At 73.3% G+C, this 16,677-nt stretch carries 18 protein-coding genes and 1 riboswitch; of the genes, 8 read left to right on the forward strand and 10 right to left on the reverse strand.

Translation table 11 applies throughout. The features are described from left to right. Window positions 1-130: 130 nt before the first annotated feature. The 5 genes from cyaB to thiO all read right to left on the reverse strand — a co-directional run bounded on the left by cyaB (window position 131) and on the right by thiO (window position 3,814). Window positions 131-703 carry a class IV adenylate cyclase gene (gene cyaB / locus OG553_RS24605; protein WP_405981060.1) on the reverse strand — a complete coding sequence of 191 codons (573 nt, stop codon included), beginning with the start codon at window positions 701-703 and terminating at the stop codon, window positions 131-133. A gap of 14 nt (window positions 704-717) precedes the next feature. After that, window positions 718-969, reverse strand: coding sequence for a hypothetical protein (locus tag OG553_RS24610; RefSeq protein WP_405981061.1), 252 nt, complete (start codon window positions 967-969; stop codon window positions 718-720). Window positions 970-1,636: 667 nt separating this feature from the next. Beyond that, entirely contained in the window at window positions 1,637-2,431 is a 795-nt protein-coding gene (locus tag OG553_RS24615; protein WP_405981062.1) for a thiazole synthase, read from the reverse strand. Between the two features lie 4 nt (window positions 2,432-2,435). Continuing rightward, window positions 2,436-2,636, reverse strand: a complete 201-nt coding sequence (gene thiS / locus OG553_RS24620) for a sulfur carrier protein ThiS (RefSeq protein ID WP_405981063.1) — start codon at window positions 2,634-2,636, stop codon at window positions 2,436-2,438. After that, the gene (thiO, locus tag OG553_RS24625; RefSeq protein ID WP_405981064.1) at window positions 2,633-3,814 is read right to left on the reverse strand and encodes a glycine oxidase ThiO; all 1,182 of its coding nucleotides are present in this window, start codon (window positions 3,812-3,814) and stop codon (window positions 2,633-2,635) included. The genes thiS and thiO overlap by 4 nt, the downstream gene beginning before the upstream one ends. Continuing rightward, window positions 3,812-3,924: riboswitch (TPP riboswitch) on the reverse strand. (Overlaps the previous gene by 3 nt.) 114 nt (window positions 3,925-4,038) lie before the next feature. Here thiO and OG553_RS24630 point away from each other — a divergent pair. The 5 genes from OG553_RS24630 (at window position 4,039) to OG553_RS24650 (ending at window position 8,413) form a co-directional block, all read left to right on the forward strand. Further along, window positions 4,039-5,283, forward strand: a complete 1,245-nt coding sequence (locus OG553_RS24630; protein WP_405981065.1) for an NAD(P)/FAD-dependent oxidoreductase — start codon at window positions 4,039-4,041, stop codon at window positions 5,281-5,283. A gap of 112 nt (window positions 5,284-5,395) precedes the next feature. Continuing rightward, on the forward strand, window positions 5,396-5,761 hold the full coding sequence (locus OG553_RS24635; RefSeq protein WP_362468403.1) for an Rv2175c family DNA-binding protein: 366 nt from the start codon (window positions 5,396-5,398) through the stop codon (window positions 5,759-5,761). Between the two features lie 81 nt (window positions 5,762-5,842). After that, window positions 5,843-6,481 carry a thiamine phosphate synthase gene (gene thiE / locus OG553_RS24640; RefSeq protein ID WP_405981066.1) on the forward strand — a complete coding sequence of 213 codons (639 nt, stop codon included), beginning with the start codon at window positions 5,843-5,845 and terminating at the stop codon, window positions 6,479-6,481. 82 nt (window positions 6,482-6,563) lie between these two features. Continuing rightward, window positions 6,564-7,478, forward strand: a complete 915-nt coding sequence (gene metF / locus OG553_RS24645; RefSeq protein ID WP_405981067.1) for a methylenetetrahydrofolate reductase [NAD(P)H] — start codon at window positions 6,564-6,566, stop codon at window positions 7,476-7,478. 50 nt (window positions 7,479-7,528) lie between these two features. Further along, window positions 7,529-8,413, forward strand: a complete 885-nt coding sequence (locus OG553_RS24650; protein ID WP_405981068.1) for a hypothetical protein — start codon at window positions 7,529-7,531, stop codon at window positions 8,411-8,413. A 22-nt stretch (window positions 8,414-8,435) separates the two neighbouring features. On the opposite strand, the gene OG553_RS24655 is transcribed toward OG553_RS24650, so the two are convergent. The 5 genes from OG553_RS24655 to OG553_RS24675 form a co-directional block, all read right to left on the reverse strand. Continuing rightward, entirely contained in the window at window positions 8,436-9,869 is a 1,434-nt protein-coding gene (locus tag OG553_RS24655; protein ID WP_405981069.1) for a phytoene desaturase family protein, read from the reverse strand. Between the two features lie 31 nt (window positions 9,870-9,900). Beyond that, the gene (locus OG553_RS24660) at window positions 9,901-10,524 is read right to left on the reverse strand and encodes a DUF4126 domain-containing protein (protein WP_405981070.1); all 624 of its coding nucleotides are present in this window, start codon (window positions 10,522-10,524) and stop codon (window positions 9,901-9,903) included. Window positions 10,525-10,626: 102 nt separating this feature from the next. After that, on the reverse strand, window positions 10,627-11,028 hold the full coding sequence (locus OG553_RS24665) for a DUF3040 domain-containing protein (RefSeq protein WP_401252724.1): 402 nt from the start codon (window positions 11,026-11,028) through the stop codon (window positions 10,627-10,629). A 309-nt stretch (window positions 11,029-11,337) separates the two neighbouring features. Continuing rightward, window positions 11,338-12,096: a methyltransferase gene (locus OG553_RS24670; protein WP_405981071.1), complete on the reverse strand. Its 759-nt coding sequence runs from the start codon at window positions 12,094-12,096 to the stop codon at window positions 11,338-11,340. A 74-nt stretch (window positions 12,097-12,170) separates the two neighbouring features. Next, window positions 12,171-12,653 carry an SAV_6107 family HEPN domain-containing protein gene (locus OG553_RS24675; RefSeq protein WP_405981072.1) on the reverse strand — a complete coding sequence of 161 codons (483 nt, stop codon included), beginning with the start codon at window positions 12,651-12,653 and terminating at the stop codon, window positions 12,171-12,173. Between the two features lie 182 nt (window positions 12,654-12,835). On the opposite strand from OG553_RS24675, the gene OG553_RS24680 reads away from it, so the two are divergent. From OG553_RS24680 to OG553_RS24690, 3 genes are read left to right on the forward strand one after another with little or no spacing between them, the layout of a single operon-like run. Next, on the forward strand, window positions 12,836-13,855 hold the full coding sequence (locus OG553_RS24680; RefSeq protein WP_405981073.1) for an ATP-binding cassette domain-containing protein: 1,020 nt from the start codon (window positions 12,836-12,838) through the stop codon (window positions 13,853-13,855). Further along, a complete protein-coding gene (locus OG553_RS24685; protein WP_405981074.1) occupies window positions 13,827-15,917 on the forward strand; it encodes a YhgE/Pip family protein in 2,091 nt (696 codons plus the stop codon). Before OG553_RS24680 ends, OG553_RS24685 begins: the two co-directional genes overlap by 29 nt. 29 nt (window positions 15,918-15,946) lie before the next feature. Continuing rightward, the gene (locus tag OG553_RS24690) at window positions 15,947-16,573 is read left to right on the forward strand and encodes a TetR/AcrR family transcriptional regulator (RefSeq protein WP_405981075.1); all 627 of its coding nucleotides are present in this window, start codon (window positions 15,947-15,949) and stop codon (window positions 16,571-16,573) included. Window positions 16,574-16,677 lie beyond the last annotated feature (104 nt).

Here is a 16,677-nt window from a genome sequence, read left to right on the forward strand (position 1 = left end):
CGCTTCTCTGGTTTCGGCGGCCGGAGACCGTCTTGGCCTGGTGTGGATGGGAGCCCTGCGGTCGGAGTCAGCCGGTCCGCCAGGACCTGCCACGGGGAGGGCTTCGGATGGCCCGAAGCGGGACGGGGGGTCAGCTGCTCGCGGCTCGGGCCAGGCGCCGGGCCTTCACTGTGGTTGTGTACTGCTCGCGTGTCAGGTCTTCTGCTTTGACGCCGAGCTCGGCGAGGACCTCGCGGACGTCATCGAGGGCCTCCGCCACGTTCTCCTCCTCGGCCTGGGTTTCCAGTTCCAGGAACGTCCCGTCCAGCTCGGGGACGCGGACGAGTGTGGCGAGCATCTGCCTTCCGTGTGCTTGGAAGGAGTAGTTCCTGCAGCGCTTCTCGAAGGCGATGGCCGGTACGTATCCGAGGCCGCGCAGCATGGCGTGTACTGCCTCGGCATCCTCCACACCTGTCTCGTGCTCCGGCTTCGAACCCGACTCCTCGTCCACCCGGGCGCCCTTGTAGGTGAGGATGGTGCGGGTTTCGTCCGGGCCGTGGATGGTGCGGACCCGAAGCTCTTCGTCCTTGGCCTCCAGTGCGGCGTCCCGGGTGTCGTAGTAGGTATCCCGGTACACCTCGGCCCGTCCTTCGGCCCGCTCGTCCAGCTGCCGCAGCGTGTCCTCGGGTGCGTGTACCCGTGCCTTCAGCTCCGCCTCGATCACTTGTCCGCCCTTTCTCACACCGTGCGTTCGGCACTCCTGACGATGGCCTCGAACATGCGCCGAAATCCCCTGAACAGAGGGCCGTGAGGTGTTTCCATCACCTTGCACGTCGCCGATCCGTGCCCTTCCCACCCCGCGTCGAACGCCCCGACGAACAGGGTGGAGTCGGTTCGGATCAGCCGCCGCGTAGGCAGAATGCCGTACCGGTACACCTGGACGTCGCAGGTTCCGGCAAGCTCACGCAGCCGGGCCTCGGTCAGTCGCACACCACTGGCGAGTGACTCTGCCGACTCGCCGATCTCGGCGGCACGCGCCGCAAGGGCCGGCGCTTCCCCCGCGTTCTCGGCTGCTCTGTTCGTCCTTTGGTGCGGGTATCAGCCCAAGACGGTCGTCGGCCGCCGAGAAATGAGGAGCGCGTAGCGATCTGTCGCGCTCGGGGGCTTCCCAGGCCCTTCTGATCGGCCTTGAGTGCAGGTAGGCGCCCCCAGGCCCGGAATCTCGACTCTTGAGGGCTCGGATGCCCGGCGGGCCGGCGCCCGGCCCCTCGCCTGGTCGATGACGGGGCCGTCCCTTCTCCTCTGGACCGTGCCGTTTCTTTGGGGGTTTCCCGGCAGTCTTTCGGCTTTCCGGTTCGGGTCGGTCGGTCAAGGGTGGCCGAAGGCCATCACGAAGTGACGCGACCGAAGGGAGCGCCCTTGAGGGACCGGCCCGAACCGGAAGGACGATGGGACTGACGGGAAGCCCCAACCGGCTGTGAGCCCGCCCGAGGGGATCCCGCCCCCCACCCCACCGGCCCGCACCCGGGGAGGCGGGTGGGCAGCCACCGACCCGCCCCCACCCCCTCGAGGGGGAGATAGCGGGCCCGCGCCGCAAGCTGCGTACGCGTACGCGTACGCACCAGCCGCGCCGCGAGCCCCGTACGCCCCGCCCCCCTCAGAACGCCGGTCGCTCCGGATCAAGCGTTGCCCGGCCCTCCACCGGGGAGGAGGCTTCGGCGAAGCGGCGTTGGGGGATGCGGCCCGCGCGGTGGGCCAGGCGGCCCGCCGAGACGGCGTCGCGCATGGCGGCCGCCATGAGGGCGGGGTGCTGTGCGCGGGTCACCGCGGAGGCGAGCATGACGGCCGCGCAGCCGAGTTCCATGGCCAGGGTGACGTCCGACGCGGTCCCGGCGCCCGCGTCGAGGATGACGGGGACGCCGGCGCGCTCGACGATCAGCTCGAAGTTGTGCGGGTTGCGGATGCCCATGCCGGAGCCGATCGGCGAGCCCAGCGGCATGATCGCCGCGCAGCCGACGTCCTCCAGTTTGCGGGCGAGGACCGGGTCGTCGTTGGTGTACGGGAGGACGGTGAAGCCCTCGTCGACCAGGACCTCCGCGGCGTCGAGCAGCTCGACGCCGTCGGGGAGCAGGGTGCGCTCGTCGGCGACGACCTCCAGCTTGATCCAGTCGGTGCCGAGTGCCTCCCGTGCCAGCCGGGCGGTGAGGACGGCCTCGCCGGCGGTGAAGCAGCCGGCGGTGTTGGGGAGGACGGCGATGTCCAGCTTGGACAGGACCGACAGGACGGATCCCTGGACGGTGGGGTCCAGGCGGCGCATGGCCACCGTGGTGAGTTCGGTCCCGGAGGCGATGAGGGCGCGTTCGAGGATGTCGAGGCTCGGGGCTCCGCCCGTGCCCATGATCAGGCGGGAGGAGAAGGTCCGGCCGCCCAGGGTGAAGACGTCGTCAGCCATGTGTTCAGCCTCCCTGGACCGCGGTGAGGATCTCGATCCGGTCGCCTTCGCCCACCGAGGTGGCGGGCCACTGTCCGCGCGGGACGACGGTCTCGTTGAGGGCGGCGGCCACGCCGGAGGGGGCGGTGGTGAGGGTGGCGACCACCGCGTCGAGGGTGGTGCCGGCCGCGATCTCGCGCGGCTCGCCGTTGACGGAGATGGTCATGCGTAGGACTCCTGACGCGTGGAGGAGAAGCGGCGCGGGGTGAAGGGGCGGGCGATCTCCGGCACGGTGCCGGTGGTCAGCAGTTCCGCCATCACGTCGCCGGTGAGCGGGGTGAGCAGGACCCCGTTGCGGTAGTGCCCGGTGGCCAGGTGCAGGCCGGGGAGGTTGGTGGGGCCGAGGAGCGGGGCGTTGTCGGGGGAGCCGGGGCGCAGGCCGGCCCGGGTCTCGACGAGCGGCAGTTCGGTGATGCCGGGGACCAGTTCGTGGGCGTCGCGCAGCAGTTCGTAGACCCCGCCGGCGGTGACGGTGGTGTCCCAGCCGAGTTCCTCGCTGGTGGCTCCGACGACGAGTTCGCCGTTCTCGCGGGGCACCAGGTAGACGTGGCTGCCGCGTACGACGGCCCGTACCGTCCGGGAGAGGAAGGGCGCGTAGGCGGGCGGTACGGCGAGGCGCAGCACCTGTCCCTTGACCGGGCGTACGGGCGGTACCGCGTCCGCGGGTACGCCGGCCAGCCGGCCGCTGAGCGAGCCCGCGGCGAGTACGACCTGGTCGGCGTGCAGCTGCGTGCCGTCGTCGAGGAGGGCTCCGCAGGCCCGGTCGGCGGTGACGAGGAGCCGCTGCGCGCGGGCCCGGTGGATGGTCACGCCCGCTCGTTCGCAGGCGGCGAGCAGGGCGTCGGCGAGCCGGCGGGGGTCGACCTGGTGGTCGCCGTCGACGCGCAGGCCGCCGCGTACGCCGGGGGCGAGCATCGGTTCGAGGCGGCGGCATTCGCGGCCGGTGAGCCATTCGGACTCCAGGCCGCAGCGGCGCTGGAGGGCGTGGAGTTCCCGCAGGTGGAGGCGGTCGTCGGCGTCGAGGGCGACGGCGAGGGTGCCGCAGGCGCGGTAGCCGAGGTCGATGCCGCCGCTGGCTTCGGTGAGCTCGGCGGCGAAGTCGGGGTAGCGGGCGGCGGAGGCGACGTTGAGGCCGAGGAGGGTCTCCTCGCCGTAGTGGAGCTCGGTGACGGCGGCGAGCATGCCGGCGGCGACGCGGGCGGCGCCGCCCCCGGGGTCGGGGTCGGCGAGTGCGGTGCTCAGGCCGTGCCGGGCCGCCCGCCAGGCGGTGACCAGGCCGATGATGCCGCCCCCGATGACGAGGACGTCGGATCCCTTGTCGGATCCGTTCCGAGATGAGTGCATGGGCGTCCAGCCCCTCCCTTCGCCGGCATGACCCGGATCAGGTTCGTACGGTCGGAGGCCGGCCAGCCTCCCTCTCAGCCCGGTGCGCCCGGACTCCCGCGATAGGTACGGTGGCCAGGTTAACCCCGGCGCCGGGGTCGGGTAAGGCTGCCTCCCCGCTGCCGGGCGGACGATCTCCACGCCCCCTGTTCCTGACGGCCCGTCAGTTCACTAGGGTGGGCCGCGTGAGTGAGCAGACGGAACAGCAGACGGAACAGCAGACGGAACAGACGAACCCCGGTGTCGTGATCGTGGGCGCCGGAATGGCCGGCGTGCAGACCGCCGTGGCCCTGCGGGAACAGGGCTACGAGGGCCCCGTGACCCTGCTGGGCGCCGAACCCCACCAGCCCTACGACCGGCCCCCGCTCTCCAAGGCGGTATTGCTCGGCAAGGCCGAGGACTCCGCGTTCGAGGTGGACTTCGAGGGCCTGCGCATCGACCTGCGCCTCGGCACCGAGGTCACGGGGCTGCGGGCCGGGGCCCGCGAGGTCGACACCGAGGCCGGTCCGGTTCCGTACGAGGTCCTCGTGCTGGCCACCGGAGCCGTGCCGCTGACCCTGCCCGGCACCGAGGGGGTCCCCGGCGTCCACCTGCTGCGCACCCTCGACGACGCCGCCCGGCTGCGCCCGGTGCTGGCCGCCGCCCCCGAGGCCGTCGTGGTCGGGGCCGGCTGGATCGGCGCCGAGTTCGCCACCGCGGCCCGCGAGGCCGGCTGCGCCGTCACGGTCGTCGAGGCGGCGGACCGGGTGCTGTCGGGGGCCCTGCCCGCCGAGGTCGCCGAGCCGATGGCCCGGTGGTACGCGGAGGCCGGAGCCACGCTGCTCACCGGCGCGAGGGTCGCCGGGATCGAGGAGGGCCGGGTGCTGCTGGCGGACGGCCGCGAGCTGCCCGCCGGGGCCGTCGTCGTCGGCATCGGCGCCCGGCCGGCCACCGACTGGCTCGCCGGGACCGGGGTCGAGCTCGGCGCCGACGGCTCGGTCACCGCGGACGCGTACCTGCGCACCTCGCTCCCCGGCGTGTACGCGGTCGGCGACTGCTCCTCCTTCCCGTCGGCCCGCTACGGGACGCGGCTGCTGGTCCACCACTGGGACAACGCCCTCCAGGGCCCCCGGGCCGTCGCTGCGAACGTGCTGGCCGGGGAACCGGTCCAGGTCTACGACCCGGTGCCGTACTTCTGGTCGGAGCAGTTCGGCCGCTTCGTCCAGTACGCGGGCCACCACGGCGGGGCCGACACCCTGCTGTGGCGCGGGGACCCGGCCGGCGCCACCTGGTCGGTGTGCTGGCTGCGCGGGGGCGCGCTGGCAGCCGTGCTGGCCGTGGGCCGCCCCCGGGACCTCGCGCAGGGCCGGAAGCTGATCGAGACCGGTGTGCCCGTGGACCCGGCCAAGGTCGCGGACCCGGCCGTTCCGCTGAAGTCGGCCCTGGCCTGACGCCTCCCGGGGCCGGCCGGACGCGCGGCCCGGCCCCGTCCGGCCCCCGGCCCGGCCCCGGACGGACGGGGCCGGGTACCGGCTGCCCGTCCGAAGTGGCAGGCTTGTGCCCGTGACCGAGATTGACGCAAAGATCGACGCCCTTGTCCCCTCCTGGCTGTACCTCCCCGACATCGCGGAGATGCTCGACATCGAGGTGACCCGGGTCCGCCAGATGGTGAAGGAAGGGCAGCTGATCGCCGTACGGCGGGGCGAGAACCGCGCCCTGCAGGTGCCGGCGCAGTTCATCGACGGCGACAAGGTCGTCAAGGGCCTCGTCGGACTGCTGACCGTACTGCGAGACGACCGCTTCTCCGACGAGGAGATGCTGGAGTGGCTCTTCACCGAGGACGCGAGCCTGCCCGGCACCCCCGTGCAGGCGCTGCGGGAGAACCGCGGCACGGAGGTGAAGCGCCGCGCCCAGGCGCTCGCCCTCTGAGCGGCTGATCCACGGATGCGGCGGGCCGGGTAACCTCGGCCCGCCCGCACACCGCACCATCACCACCCGAGGGGTACTCCCATGCAGCAGCTGTCCGACGCCCGGCTCTACCTGTGCACGGACGCACGCAAGCGGCAGGGGGACCTCCCCGAGTTCCTGGACGCCGTCCTGGCCGGCGGAGTCGACATCGTCCAGCTCCGCGACAAGGGCATGGAGGCGGGTGAGGAGCTCGAACACCTCCAGGTCTTCGCCGAGGCCGCCCGCCGCCACGGCAAGCTCCTCGCCGTCAACGACCGCGCCGACGTCGCGCACGCCATCGGCTCCGACGTCCTGCACCTCGGCCAGGGCGACATCCCCGTCCCCGCCGCCCGCGCCATCCTCGGCGACGGGGTCCTGATCGGCCGCTCCTGCCACGCCGAGTCCGAGGTGGACGCCGCCGTCGCCGAGCCCGGAGTGGACTACTTCTGCACCGGCCCGTGCTGGCCCACCCCCACCAAGCCCGGCCGCCACGCCCCCGGACTCGACCTCGTCCGGTACGCGGCCTCCCTCGCCCAGGAGCGCCCCTGGTTCGCCATCGGCGGCATCGACGGAGGCAATCTGGACGAGGTCCTGGACGCCGGCGCCACCCGCGTCGTGGTCGTCCGGGCCATCACCGAGGCCTCCGACCCGGGTGCGGCCGCCGCCGAGCTCGCCAAGCGGGTGCGCGCCCGTCTCGGCTGACGGCCGCAGGGGGGTGTCCAAAAATCTGTCCAGCTTGTGGACAGCGCTTCGGTGTCCGGCGGGCCGCGTCTAACCTGCCGGTATGGCCCTTGGCACCGCTTCCACCTGGTCGGACCGTGCACACACCGTCCGCGACCTCCTCGCGTCCGGAACCTCGTACTCCTTCGAGTTCTGGGCTCCCAAGACCGAGAAGGGCGAGCGCAACCTCTGGAACGCCCTGCGCCGGATCGAGGCGGTCTCCCCGAGCTTCGTCTCCGTCACGTACGGAGCCGGCGGCTCCACCCGGGGCGGCACCGTCCGCGCCACCCAGCAGATCGCCTCCGACACCACCCTGACCCCCGTCGCGCACCTGACCGCGGTGGACCACTCCGTCGCCGAGCTGCGCCACGTCATCGGCCAGTTCGCCGACGCGGGGATCCGCAACATGCTGGCGCTGCGCGGCGACCCGCCGGGCGACCCCATGGGTCCCTGGGTCAAGCACCCCGAGGGCGTGGACTACGCGGCCGACCTGGTGCGCCTGCTCAAGGAGTCCGGCGACTTCTGCGTCGGCGTCGCCGCCTTCCCCGAGATGCACCCGCGCTCGGAGGACTGGGACACGGACATCCGTCACTTCGTGGACAAGTGCCGCGCCGGTGCGGACTACGCCATCACCCAGATGTTCTTCGATCCCGAGAATTATCTGAGGCTTCGCGACAGCGTCGCCAAGGCGGGCTGCGAAACCCCGATCATCCCCGAGGTCATGCCTGTTGTGGGCATCAAGCAGCTCGACCGGCTGCCGCAACTGAGCACCGCGGTCTTCCCCGACTCGGTCAAAGAGCGCATGCTCGCCGTCAAGGACGATCCGGCCGCTGTACGCTCCATTGGCATCGAGTTCGCCACGGAGTTCTGCGCGAGGCTGCTGTCCGAGGGTGTTCCGGGACTGCACTTCATCACGCTGAACAATTCCACGGCGACCCTCGAAATCTACGAGAACCTGGGCCTGCACCAGCGGGCCTGACCGGCCGTCTCCTCTTCCCGCGCGGGCGGCCGTACCGAGAGGGGCCTTGCATGGGAATGACGGTCCTCTACATCGCGTTCGGCATCGTCGCGTTGTGGCTGCTTGCCGAGGTCCTGATGCAGTACAAGGCCCGGCTGCGCTGGCGCCTGCTCGCCTTCACCGGCTTCGTCGGGGTGGTGGCCGGGGTGATATTGCCGTCGGTGATCGTGATCGCCGCCGGCGCGACCGCGTTCGCCGTGGGCCAGACCCTCGTCACGCTGTCCTTCCGCAAGGGCTTCGTGGCCGGCTGGGCACTGCGCCGGGGCGGTAAGCCCGCACCGGCCGAGGCACAGGGCAGACGCCGCCGCTCCGGCGGCGCACCGGCCCCGGAGCCCGCGCTGGAGGTCACCGGGCTGGAGTACGCCGACCAGGGCGGGGGCCCCGACGGGGACACCGGCTCCCAGGACCCGGTGTTCACCCCGCAGCCGGTGCCCGAGGAGACCGGCTCGTACGGGATACAGAGCTTCGTACCCCAGCAGCCGCAGCAGAACCAGCAGCCCGGCGCCGACGCCCCCTTCGCCTCGCCGTTCACCACGGCCGAGCAGGACGCCCACCAGTACGCGGCCTACTACGACCAGCAGCAGGGCCAGGGCGGCTACTACCCCGGCGGGCAGCAGGTCTACCCCGCCTACTCGGACCCGTACATCGGCACCGGCGGCGAGGTCTCCCCGGCCCCGCCCTACGACGGCGCGGCCTACCCGCCCTACGCGGACCCGGCCCAGCAGCAGTACTCCATGGACACCCCGCCCGGCGGGGTCTGGGTGCCGCAGCAGCGCGCCACCGACGCCGCCCCGCAGCAGCCCTACCCGGGGCAGGACCCGCAGCAGCCGCAGGAGTACCCGTACCCGTACCCCGGCAACGGCAACGGGGAGTACGGCGGCCAGTACCGCCACTGACGCGGGCCCGGCGGGCCGGGGCTCACTGCGAGCCCCGGAACCCCGCCCCCTCCACGATCAGACCGGCCACCAGGGCGCCCGTCATCCCGGCGTGCGCGAGCCCGCCGCCGGGATGCGCCCAGCCGCCCGCCAGGTACAGGCCGGGCAGCGCCGTCGCGTTCGCCGGGTACAGCATCCGGCCCCCGTCCCCCGGCAGCGCGGGCGCCGGCACCGAGCCGCCGCGCGCGCCCGTGGCCGCCTCCACGTCCTCCGGGGTGCGCACCTCCTGCCACAGCAGCCTCTTGCGCAGCCCGGGGACGGCCCGTGCGGCGAGGTCCAGCAGCTTCTCCGGGTCCGGGACCGGGGCACCGCCCGCGGGGCCGCACACGGCGCTCACGGTGACCGCCTCGTGGTCCGCGTCGGGCCGGGTGGCGGGGTCGTCCGGGCGCAGCACCGTGACCAGCCGGACGCCCGCGGAGCCGGGGGAGTGCACCAGGGTGCGGTGGACGGCGTCCGCCGGACGGGCGCCGCTCAGGGCCAGCAGCAGGGTCAGCCGCCCGGGCACCTCGCTGCCCCGGGCCGGTACGCCGCCGCGCGATCGCGGCACGGAGGAGCCCGGCAGCTGCCTCGGGTCGATGCCGCAGACGACGTGGTCGGCGGCGGCCTCGGTGCCGTCGGCCAGCCGCACCCCGGCGGCCCTGCCGTCGGAGGTCAGCACGGCGCGCACGTCGGCGCCGAAGACGAACTCCACCTTCCGCTCCCGGCAGCGCTCGTACACGGCGGTGGCCAGCTCGCGCATGCCGCCGCGGACGTACCAGCTGCCGAAGGTCTGCTCCATGTAGGGCAGCGCGGCCGCGGCGGCGGGCGCCGCGTCGGGGTCCAGCCCGTACGCCAGGACCCGGCCGGCCAGCAGCTCGCCGAGCCCGCCGCCGAGCTCGCGCCGGGCCACCTCGGCCAGCGTCGGCGTACGGCGGCGCAGCAGGCCGCTGCCCCGCAGCGCCGGGTACGGGTCGCGGCCCAGGACCTGCCAGTCGGGGCGCAGGGGCTCCTCCAGCAGGGGGCGGCGGGTGGCGTCCCAGGTGTCGCGGGCCCGGCCCAGCAGGGCGTTCCAGCGTTCGCCGGCGCCCGCGCCGAAGGTCTCGTCGAGGGCGGTGGCGACCCCGCCCCGGGAGGCGCCCGGGAGGGTGACGGCGGCGCCGTCCAGGACGTGCCGGACCGCGGGGTCCAGCTGGACCATGTCGACGCAGTCCTCCAGCGGCCGCTTGCCGGTCTTCACGAACAGGTCGCGGTAGACGGCGGGCAGGTGCAGCAGACCGGGCCCGGTGTCGAAGGCGAAGCCGTCGCGCTCGTACCGGCCGACGGCACCCCCGTACGTGGTCCCGCGCTCGTACACCGTCACCTGGTGGCCCGCCACGGCCAGCCGGGCCGCCGTAGCCATCGCGCCCATGCCGGCGCCGATCACCGCAATTCTTGCCATGGCGCTGAGCCTATCGAGCGGGGTGGGCGGCTCAGCCGGGCGGTGCCCCGCCCGCCGCCCGGGCGGCGGCGAGGTGTTTCTCCTCGCGGCGCTGGGCCCGTCGGCGGCGGAACCGGCGGATCCGGCTCCAGAGGTAGACGATCATCACGAGGCCGATGAGCAGCAGCACGGCCGCGATGACCGCGGCGGCCTGGGGGTTGAACATGGCGAAGGTGACGATGCCGCCCACGCCGAGGTCCTCGGCGGTGCTCAGCACGATGTTGCTGAACGGCTCGGGGGAGGTGTTGACCGCCATCCGGGTGCCGGCCTTGACGAAATGGCTGGCCAGCGCGGTGGAGCCGCCGACCGCCCCGGCGGCGAGGTCGGGGAGCGATCCGCTCTGCCCGGCCAGGAGGGCGCCGATCACCGCCCCGGCCACGGGCCGGATGACCGTGTGGACGGTGTCCCACAGGGAGTCCACGTACGGGATCTTGTCCGCCACGGCCTCGCACAGGAACAGCACGGCGGCGGCGATCAGGACGTCGGTGCGCTGGAGCGAGGCGGGGACCTCGTCGGTCAGGCCGGTCGCGCCGAAGACGCCGAGCAGCAGGACGACGGCGTAGGCGTTGATCCCGCTGGCCCAGCCGCTGGTGAAGACCAGGGGGAGGACACTCATCTGATCAGCATGCCGCAGCGCGGGCGATCGGGCGGGCCAAAACGGTGAGGGGACGGCCGCGCGATCGCGGCCGTCCCCTCACCGGCGGAGTGTGTGCGGGGCCTACTGCCCCTGCTCGTCACGGCGGCGCTGCCACCGTTCCTCGATACGGGTCATCATCGACCGACGCTGCCGGTTGCGGCCGCGGGCCGAACCGCCTGCACTTCCGGAGACGGGCTGCTCGCCGGGCTTGGGTGCCTTGCGCCAACCGGTGACCACGAGGACCGTACAGGCCAGCATGACGAGGAATCCCACCACGCTGATCCAGAGCACTTCCTGCCAGATCACACCAGTCATGAGGAGCGCGATACCCACCACAATGCCTACGACTGCCTGGTAGACCCGTCGCCGGGTGTACGTGCGCAGTCCACTGCCCTCAAGCGCTGTCGCGAACTTGGGGTCTTCGGCGTACAGCGCTCGCTCCATCTGCTCGAGCATTCGCTGCTCGTGCTCCGAGAGCGGCACGGGAGTCCTCCTCATCCGTCGGTCGCGGGGGGTAGCGACCAGGGGTCCCCTTCAGGATAGGCGGGGAATCGCCCCCGTGATACCCGCCCTCTACGCCACATTCTGCAAACCACCGTGCCAGGCAAATCCAGCGAGCCGGACCCGGTGCCGAACGAACGGGTGCTTCGAACGTACCGGCGCCAAGGCGGTCATTGAGGCGCTTATTCCCCAATGCGCAGTCCGCCATGCCGACCGGTGCACCCGATCATACGGGTCGGCGCGCCGGAAGGGAGGGGATCCGCCGGAAGCCCGTCCGAGCAAGCCCGCAGATCAGGCGGGCTTCTCGCCCAGGACGTGCAGCTGCGTGGCCACCGCGTGGAAGGCGGGCAGCTCGGCGGCGGCCTCCTCCAGACGCAGCAGCGCCTCCACCGCGCCGGGCTCGGTGTCCACGAGCACCCCGGGGACCAGGTCGGCGAAGATGCGCACGCCGTGGACCGCGCCGACCTCCAGGCCGGCGTCCCCGACCAGGGCGCCCAGCTGATCGGCGGTGAAGCGGCGCGGCACCGGGTCGCCGGAGCCCCAGCGACCGGCCGGGTCGGTGAGGGCGTTGCGTGCCTCGGTGAAGTGCCCGGCGAGCGCCCGCGCGAGCACGGCCCCGCCGACGCCGGCGCCGAGCAGGCTGAGGACGCCGCCGGGGCGCAGGGCGGCGACGGCGTTGGCCACGCCCTCGGCCGGATCGTCCACGTACTCCAGCACGCCGTGGCAGAGCACCACGTCGTACGCCTCCCGCTCGACGACGTCCAGCAGGCCCTGGGCGTCGCCCTGGACCCCGCGCACCAGATCGGCGACACCGGCCTCGGCGACCCGGCGCTCCAGCCCGAACAGCGCGTTCGGGCTGGGGTCGACCACGGTCACGCGGTGGCCCAGCCGGGCGACCGGCACGGCGAACTTGCCGGTGCCGCCGCCGGTGTCCAGCACCTCCAGTGCCTCCCGCCCGGTCGCCTTCACCCGGCGGTCGAGGGCCTCCTTGAGGACCTCCCACACCACGGCGGTGCGGAGGGAGGCGCGGGGGCGGGAAGTGTCCGACACGGCTGATGGCTCCTCGGCGCGAAAGGGGTGGGGCGGTGCGTGCCCCACCCTATTGCCTCAGCCGACCGGGCAGCTCATCCGGCGTCCGGACGCTCCGGGCGGGGCTGCGGCAGGGGCTGGGCCACCGGCTGCAGCGCGAGCATCCGCTCCACCAGCCGCAGGAACATCCCCACCTCCCGCACGAGGTCGTCCGCGTCCCGGCCGCTCGCCGCGTCCGGTATGCCGGCTTCGGCCCTGGCCCGGCGGGCCGCTCCCGAGGCGAACAGGGCGCTCCACTCGGTCAGCTCCGGCGCTATCTCCGGCAGCACCTCCCACGCGCTGCGGATCCGGGGCCGCCGCCGGGGGTTCACCGGTTCGGGCCGCCCGCGCGCGGCGAGCACGGCCGCGGCCGTGCGCAGCGCGGCCAGGTGGGCGGTGGCGTACCGCTCGTTGGGCCGGGGCAGCCGGGCCGCCTCGGCCAGGCCGCTGCGGGCCTTGGCGAGCAGGTCGAGGGCGGCCGGCGGTGCGGACGCCCTGCGCGGGACGGGGTGGACAGGGGACGGGGACGGTGTGGCCATGACGAACCTCCTGTCGTTGCGTGGTGCTCGGCGTACTGCCGGTGTCTGCGTTCGTGCCTCCATCGTGACGGCCGCCACTGACAATCGCGCTGACCTGCGGGTTCGTCCGAAGGGGCGGCGGCACGGTCCCGAACCTGCTAGTTTTTGAACTGACCGGTCAGTTCAAAAGGAGGGGGAGGGGCGTGGACAGCCCGCACGGCGTCGCCGTCAAGGCCGAGGGCTTCGGACTCGAGGGCCCGCGCGGCTGGGTGTTCCGCGGCGTGGGGATCGACGCGGCCCCCGGATCGCTCGTCGCCCTCGAAGGCCCCTCCGGCAGCGGCCGGACCTGCCTGCTCCTCGCCCTCACCGGGCGGATGAAGGCCACCGAGGGCCACGCCGAGATCGGCCGCCACCGGCTGCCGAAGAAGATGGCCGCGGTCCGCCGGATCGCCGCCCTCGGCCCGGTCCCCGGGGTCAACGACCTCGACCAGGCCCTCACCGTCGCCGAGCAGCTCCGCGAGGGGGCCATGCTCCAGCGGCGCTACGAAGCCCCGCTCCGGGCCCTGCTGCGCCCGCGCGGCGACCGCCGCGCCACCGCCCGGACCCGGATCGACGAGGCCCTGGCCGCCGTCGGACTGGACCTCGCCGCCCTGCCCAAGGGGGAGCGGACCTCCGTACGCGACCTGGAGCGGCTGGAGGCCGTACGGCTGTCCCTCGCCATCGCCCTGATGGGCGGCCCCCGGCTGCTGGCCCTCGACGACCTCGACCTCAAGCTGTCGGACGCCGAACGCGCCGAGGCCTGGGCCCTGCTCCGCTCGCTCGCCGACCGCGGGACGACCGTCCTCGCGGTGTGCAGCGAGGCCCCGGAGGGCGTGACGGTGCTCCGCACCGGTGCGGAGCCCGGCCCCGCCGCGGCCGCGCCCGCGGAGCGGCGGACCGGGAAGCACACGGGCGGAACCGCGCCCGCGCGGCCCGCCGCGGCGGGCACCGGCGGCCCGAAGATCACCTGGGGCCTACCCCCGGGCAACGACACGGACCCCGCCGCCCCCGCCACCGCCGACGCCGCGCAGCCCGAGCCGGAGGAGCGGGACCCGCAGGAGCCCGCCGCGCGGGCGCAGGAGCCCGCACCGCCGGCCGAGCCCGCCACCGGCACCGAAGACGACGTAGCCGATGAAGACACGAAGGGGGCGGACGATGCGCTCGCCGAAACTGGCCGCGCTTGAGCTGAAGCGGTTCGGGCGGGGGAAGCTGCCCCGGGCCGCCCTCGTCGCGCTGCTCCTGCTGCCCCTGCTCTACGGGGCCCTCTACCTCTGGTCGTTCTGGGACCCGTACAGCCGCCTCGACAAGGTGCCCGTCGCCCTCGTCAACGCCGACAAGGGCGCCGACGTCGGCGGCGAGCACCTCGACGTCGGCGGCGAGATCACCCGGAACCTGCGCGACCGCAAGACCTTCGACTGGCGCGAGGTCAGCGCGGAGGAGGCGGCGAAGGGCCTGGAGGACGGGACGTACTTCCTCTCCCTGACCATGCCCGCCGACTTCAGCGAGAAGATCGCCTCCAGCGGCGGCGCCGACCCCACCACCGGGGCCCTCCAGGTCCGCACGAACGACGCCAACAACTACATCGTCGGGTCGATCTCGCGCACCGTCTTCTCCGAGGTCCGCTCGGCCGCCTCCACCAAGGCCTCCCGCAAGTTCCTCGACAAGATCTTCGTCAACTTCTCCGACCTGCACGACAAGACCGCCGAGGCCGCCGACGGCGCCGACAAGCTCAAGGACGGCGCGGGCAAGGCCCAGCAGGGCGCCAAGGACCTCGCCGACGGCCTCGACACGGCCCGGGAGAAGTCCGGGGAGCTCACCGGCGGACTGAAGAAGCTCAACGAGGCCGCCGGAAAGCTGGAGACCGGCTCCCGGCAGGTCGCGGACGGCACCCAGAAGGTCGCCGACAAGGTCAACGGCATCACCGACAAGGCCCGCCCCTTCGTCAAGGACCCCAAGAACCTCGCGGACACCGCCAAGCTCGTCGGGGACACCGCCGCCGTCGTCAGGAACCACCTCGACAAGGCCGTGGAGAAGGCCCCCGCCGCCGCCTCCATCTCCAAGCGGGCGGCCACCCGCGCCGACACCTTCTACACGAAGTACTGCACGGCCGCCGCCCAGCCCGCCCCGGCCTACTGCGCCGACGCGAAGGTGGTCAGGGACGACACGGCCGAGGCCGCCCTGCTCGCCGGCGACGCGAGCACCGTCCTCGGCAACTCCAACGGCGACATCACCAAGCTGAAGAACCAGCTGACCGACCTGGAGAACAAGGCCCGCGAACTCGCCCTCAAGGCCCCCGCCCTGGCGGGCGACCTCGACGCGGCCGTCACCCAGGCCAACGCCCTCAACGACGGCGCCCACAAGGTCGCCGCGGGCATGACCGAGCTGCACAAGGGCATCGGCACCGCCGCGGGCGGCTCCGGCAAGCTGGGCGAGGGCGTCGGCAAGCTCGGCGACGGCGCCCAGGAGCTGGGCGGCGGCATGGTCAAGCTCGTCGACGGCAGCGGGCAGCTCGCCGGCGGCCTGCACGACGGCGCCGGCAAGATCCCGGACTACGACCAGCAGCAGCGCGACGCCCGTACGCAGGTCATGGCCGACCCGGTGCAGCTCGCCAACCAGGCCCTGCACAAGGCGCCCAACTACGGCACCGGCTTCGCCCCGTACTTCATCCCGCTGTCCCTGTGGGTCGGCGCGATGGTCGCCTACATGCTGATCGCCCCCATGAACAAGCGGGCCCTGGCCGCCGGCGCCTCGCCCTGGCGCATCGCCCTCGCGGGCTGGCTGCCCGTGGTCGGCCTCGGCGCCGCGCAGGTGGGCGCGCTGATGTCCGTACTGCACTGGGCCCCGGGCCTCGGCCTGAAGATGGCCCATCCGGCCCTGACCATCGCCTTCCTGGTCCTGGTCACCGCCTGCTTCGCGGCGATCATCCAGTGGCTGAACGCCAAGTTCGGCGCGGCCGGACGCATCCTGGTCCTCGCGGTCCTGATGCTCCAGCTGACCTCGGCCGGCGGCACCTACCCGGTGCAGACCAGCCCCGACTTCTTCAACGGCATCCACCCGTACCTGCCGATGTCGTACATCGTCGAGAGCCTGCGCCGCCTCATCACCGGCGGCGACCTCACCCCGGTGTGGCAGGGCTGCGCGGTCCTGCTCGCCTTCACGGCCGGGGCCCTGGCCCTCACCGCGCTCGCCGCCCGCGGCAAGCAGGTGTGGACGATGGACCGGCTGCACCCCGAACTGAGCCTGTAAGGGGCTGTTGACCTGTGAGAATCAGCGCCATGGAAAGCAGCAGCACCACCGCCGGCGGGGCCCGCCGGCAGGCCACGCGGCAGAAGCTGTACGAGGCGGCCGTCACCCTCATCGCCGAACAGGGCTTCTCCGCGACCACGGTCGACGAGATCGCCGAGCGGGCCGGCGTGGCCAAGGGCACCGTCTACTACAACTTCGCCAGCAAGACCGAGCTGTTCGAGGAGCTGCTGCGGCACGGGGTCGGTCTGCTGACCGCCTCGCTGCGGGCCGCCGCGGACGAGACCGAGGCGCGCGGCGGCAGCCGGATCGAGGCCCTGGACGCGATGATCCGCGCGGGCCTGGTCTTCATCGACCGGTACCCGGCCTTCACGCAGCTGTACGTCGCCGAGCTCTGGCGGACCAACCGGGCCTGGCAGTCCACCCTGATGGTGGTGCGGGGCGAGGCGGTGGCGGTCGTCGAGTCGGTGCTGCGGGAGGGCGTGGAGCGCGGGGAGCTCAGCGCCGAGATCGACGTGCCGCTGACGGCGGCCGCGCTGGTCGGGATGGTGCTCGTGGCGGCACTGGACTGGCAGGCCTTCCAGCGCGAGCGGTCCCTGGACGACGTGCACTCCGCGCTGTCGCTGCTGCTGCGGGGACGGGTGAGCGGAAGCCGCTGATCCCCCCGGTCGGCGGTGCCGCTGACGCCGGTCGGCGGCGTAGAACTGAGTATCCGTACCTAGAAGTACAGATGAGTACGTGTACGGATGGGCTCCGACCTGCG

It is taken from the genome of Streptomyces sp. NBC_00158 (assembly GCF_045160885.1).
Classification (GTDB): Bacteria; Actinomycetota; Actinomycetes; order Streptomycetales; family Streptomycetaceae; genus Streptomyces.

What these genes read in the sequence shown, in the direction of transcription:
- OG553_RS24615 (WP_405981062.1), bottom strand. Translation starts at nt 2,431, where the DNA reads ATGGCTGACGACGTCTTCACCCTGGGCGGCCGGACCTTCTCCTCCCGC.
- thiS (WP_405981063.1), bottom strand. Translation starts at nt 2,636, where the DNA reads ATGACCATCTCCGTCAACGGCGAGCCGCGCGAGATCGCGGCCGGCACC.
- thiO (WP_405981064.1), bottom strand. Translation starts at nt 3,814, where the DNA reads ATGCACTCATCTCGGAACGGATCCGACAAGGGATCCGACGTCCTCGTC.
- thiE (WP_405981066.1), top strand. Translation starts at nt 5,843, where the DNA reads ATGCAGCAGCTGTCCGACGCCCGGCTCTACCTGTGCACGGACGCACGC.
- metF (WP_405981067.1), top strand. Translation starts at nt 6,564, where the DNA reads ATGGCCCTTGGCACCGCTTCCACCTGGTCGGACCGTGCACACACCGTC.
- OG553_RS24650 (WP_405981068.1), top strand. Translation starts at nt 7,529, where the DNA reads ATGGGAATGACGGTCCTCTACATCGCGTTCGGCATCGTCGCGTTGTGG.
- OG553_RS24655 (WP_405981069.1), bottom strand. Translation starts at nt 9,869, where the DNA reads ATGGCAAGAATTGCGGTGATCGGCGCCGGCATGGGCGCGATGGCTACG.
- OG553_RS24660 (WP_405981070.1), bottom strand. Translation starts at nt 10,524, where the DNA reads ATGAGTGTCCTCCCCCTGGTCTTCACCAGCGGCTGGGCCAGCGGGATC.
- OG553_RS24675 (WP_405981072.1), bottom strand. Translation starts at nt 12,653, where the DNA reads ATGGCCACACCGTCCCCGTCCCCTGTCCACCCCGTCCCGCGCAGGGCG.
- OG553_RS24685 (WP_405981074.1), top strand. Translation starts at nt 13,827, where the DNA reads ATGCGCTCGCCGAAACTGGCCGCGCTTGAGCTGAAGCGGTTCGGGCGG.
- OG553_RS24690 (WP_405981075.1), top strand. Translation starts at nt 15,947, where the DNA reads ATGGAAAGCAGCAGCACCACCGCCGGCGGGGCCCGCCGGCAGGCCACG.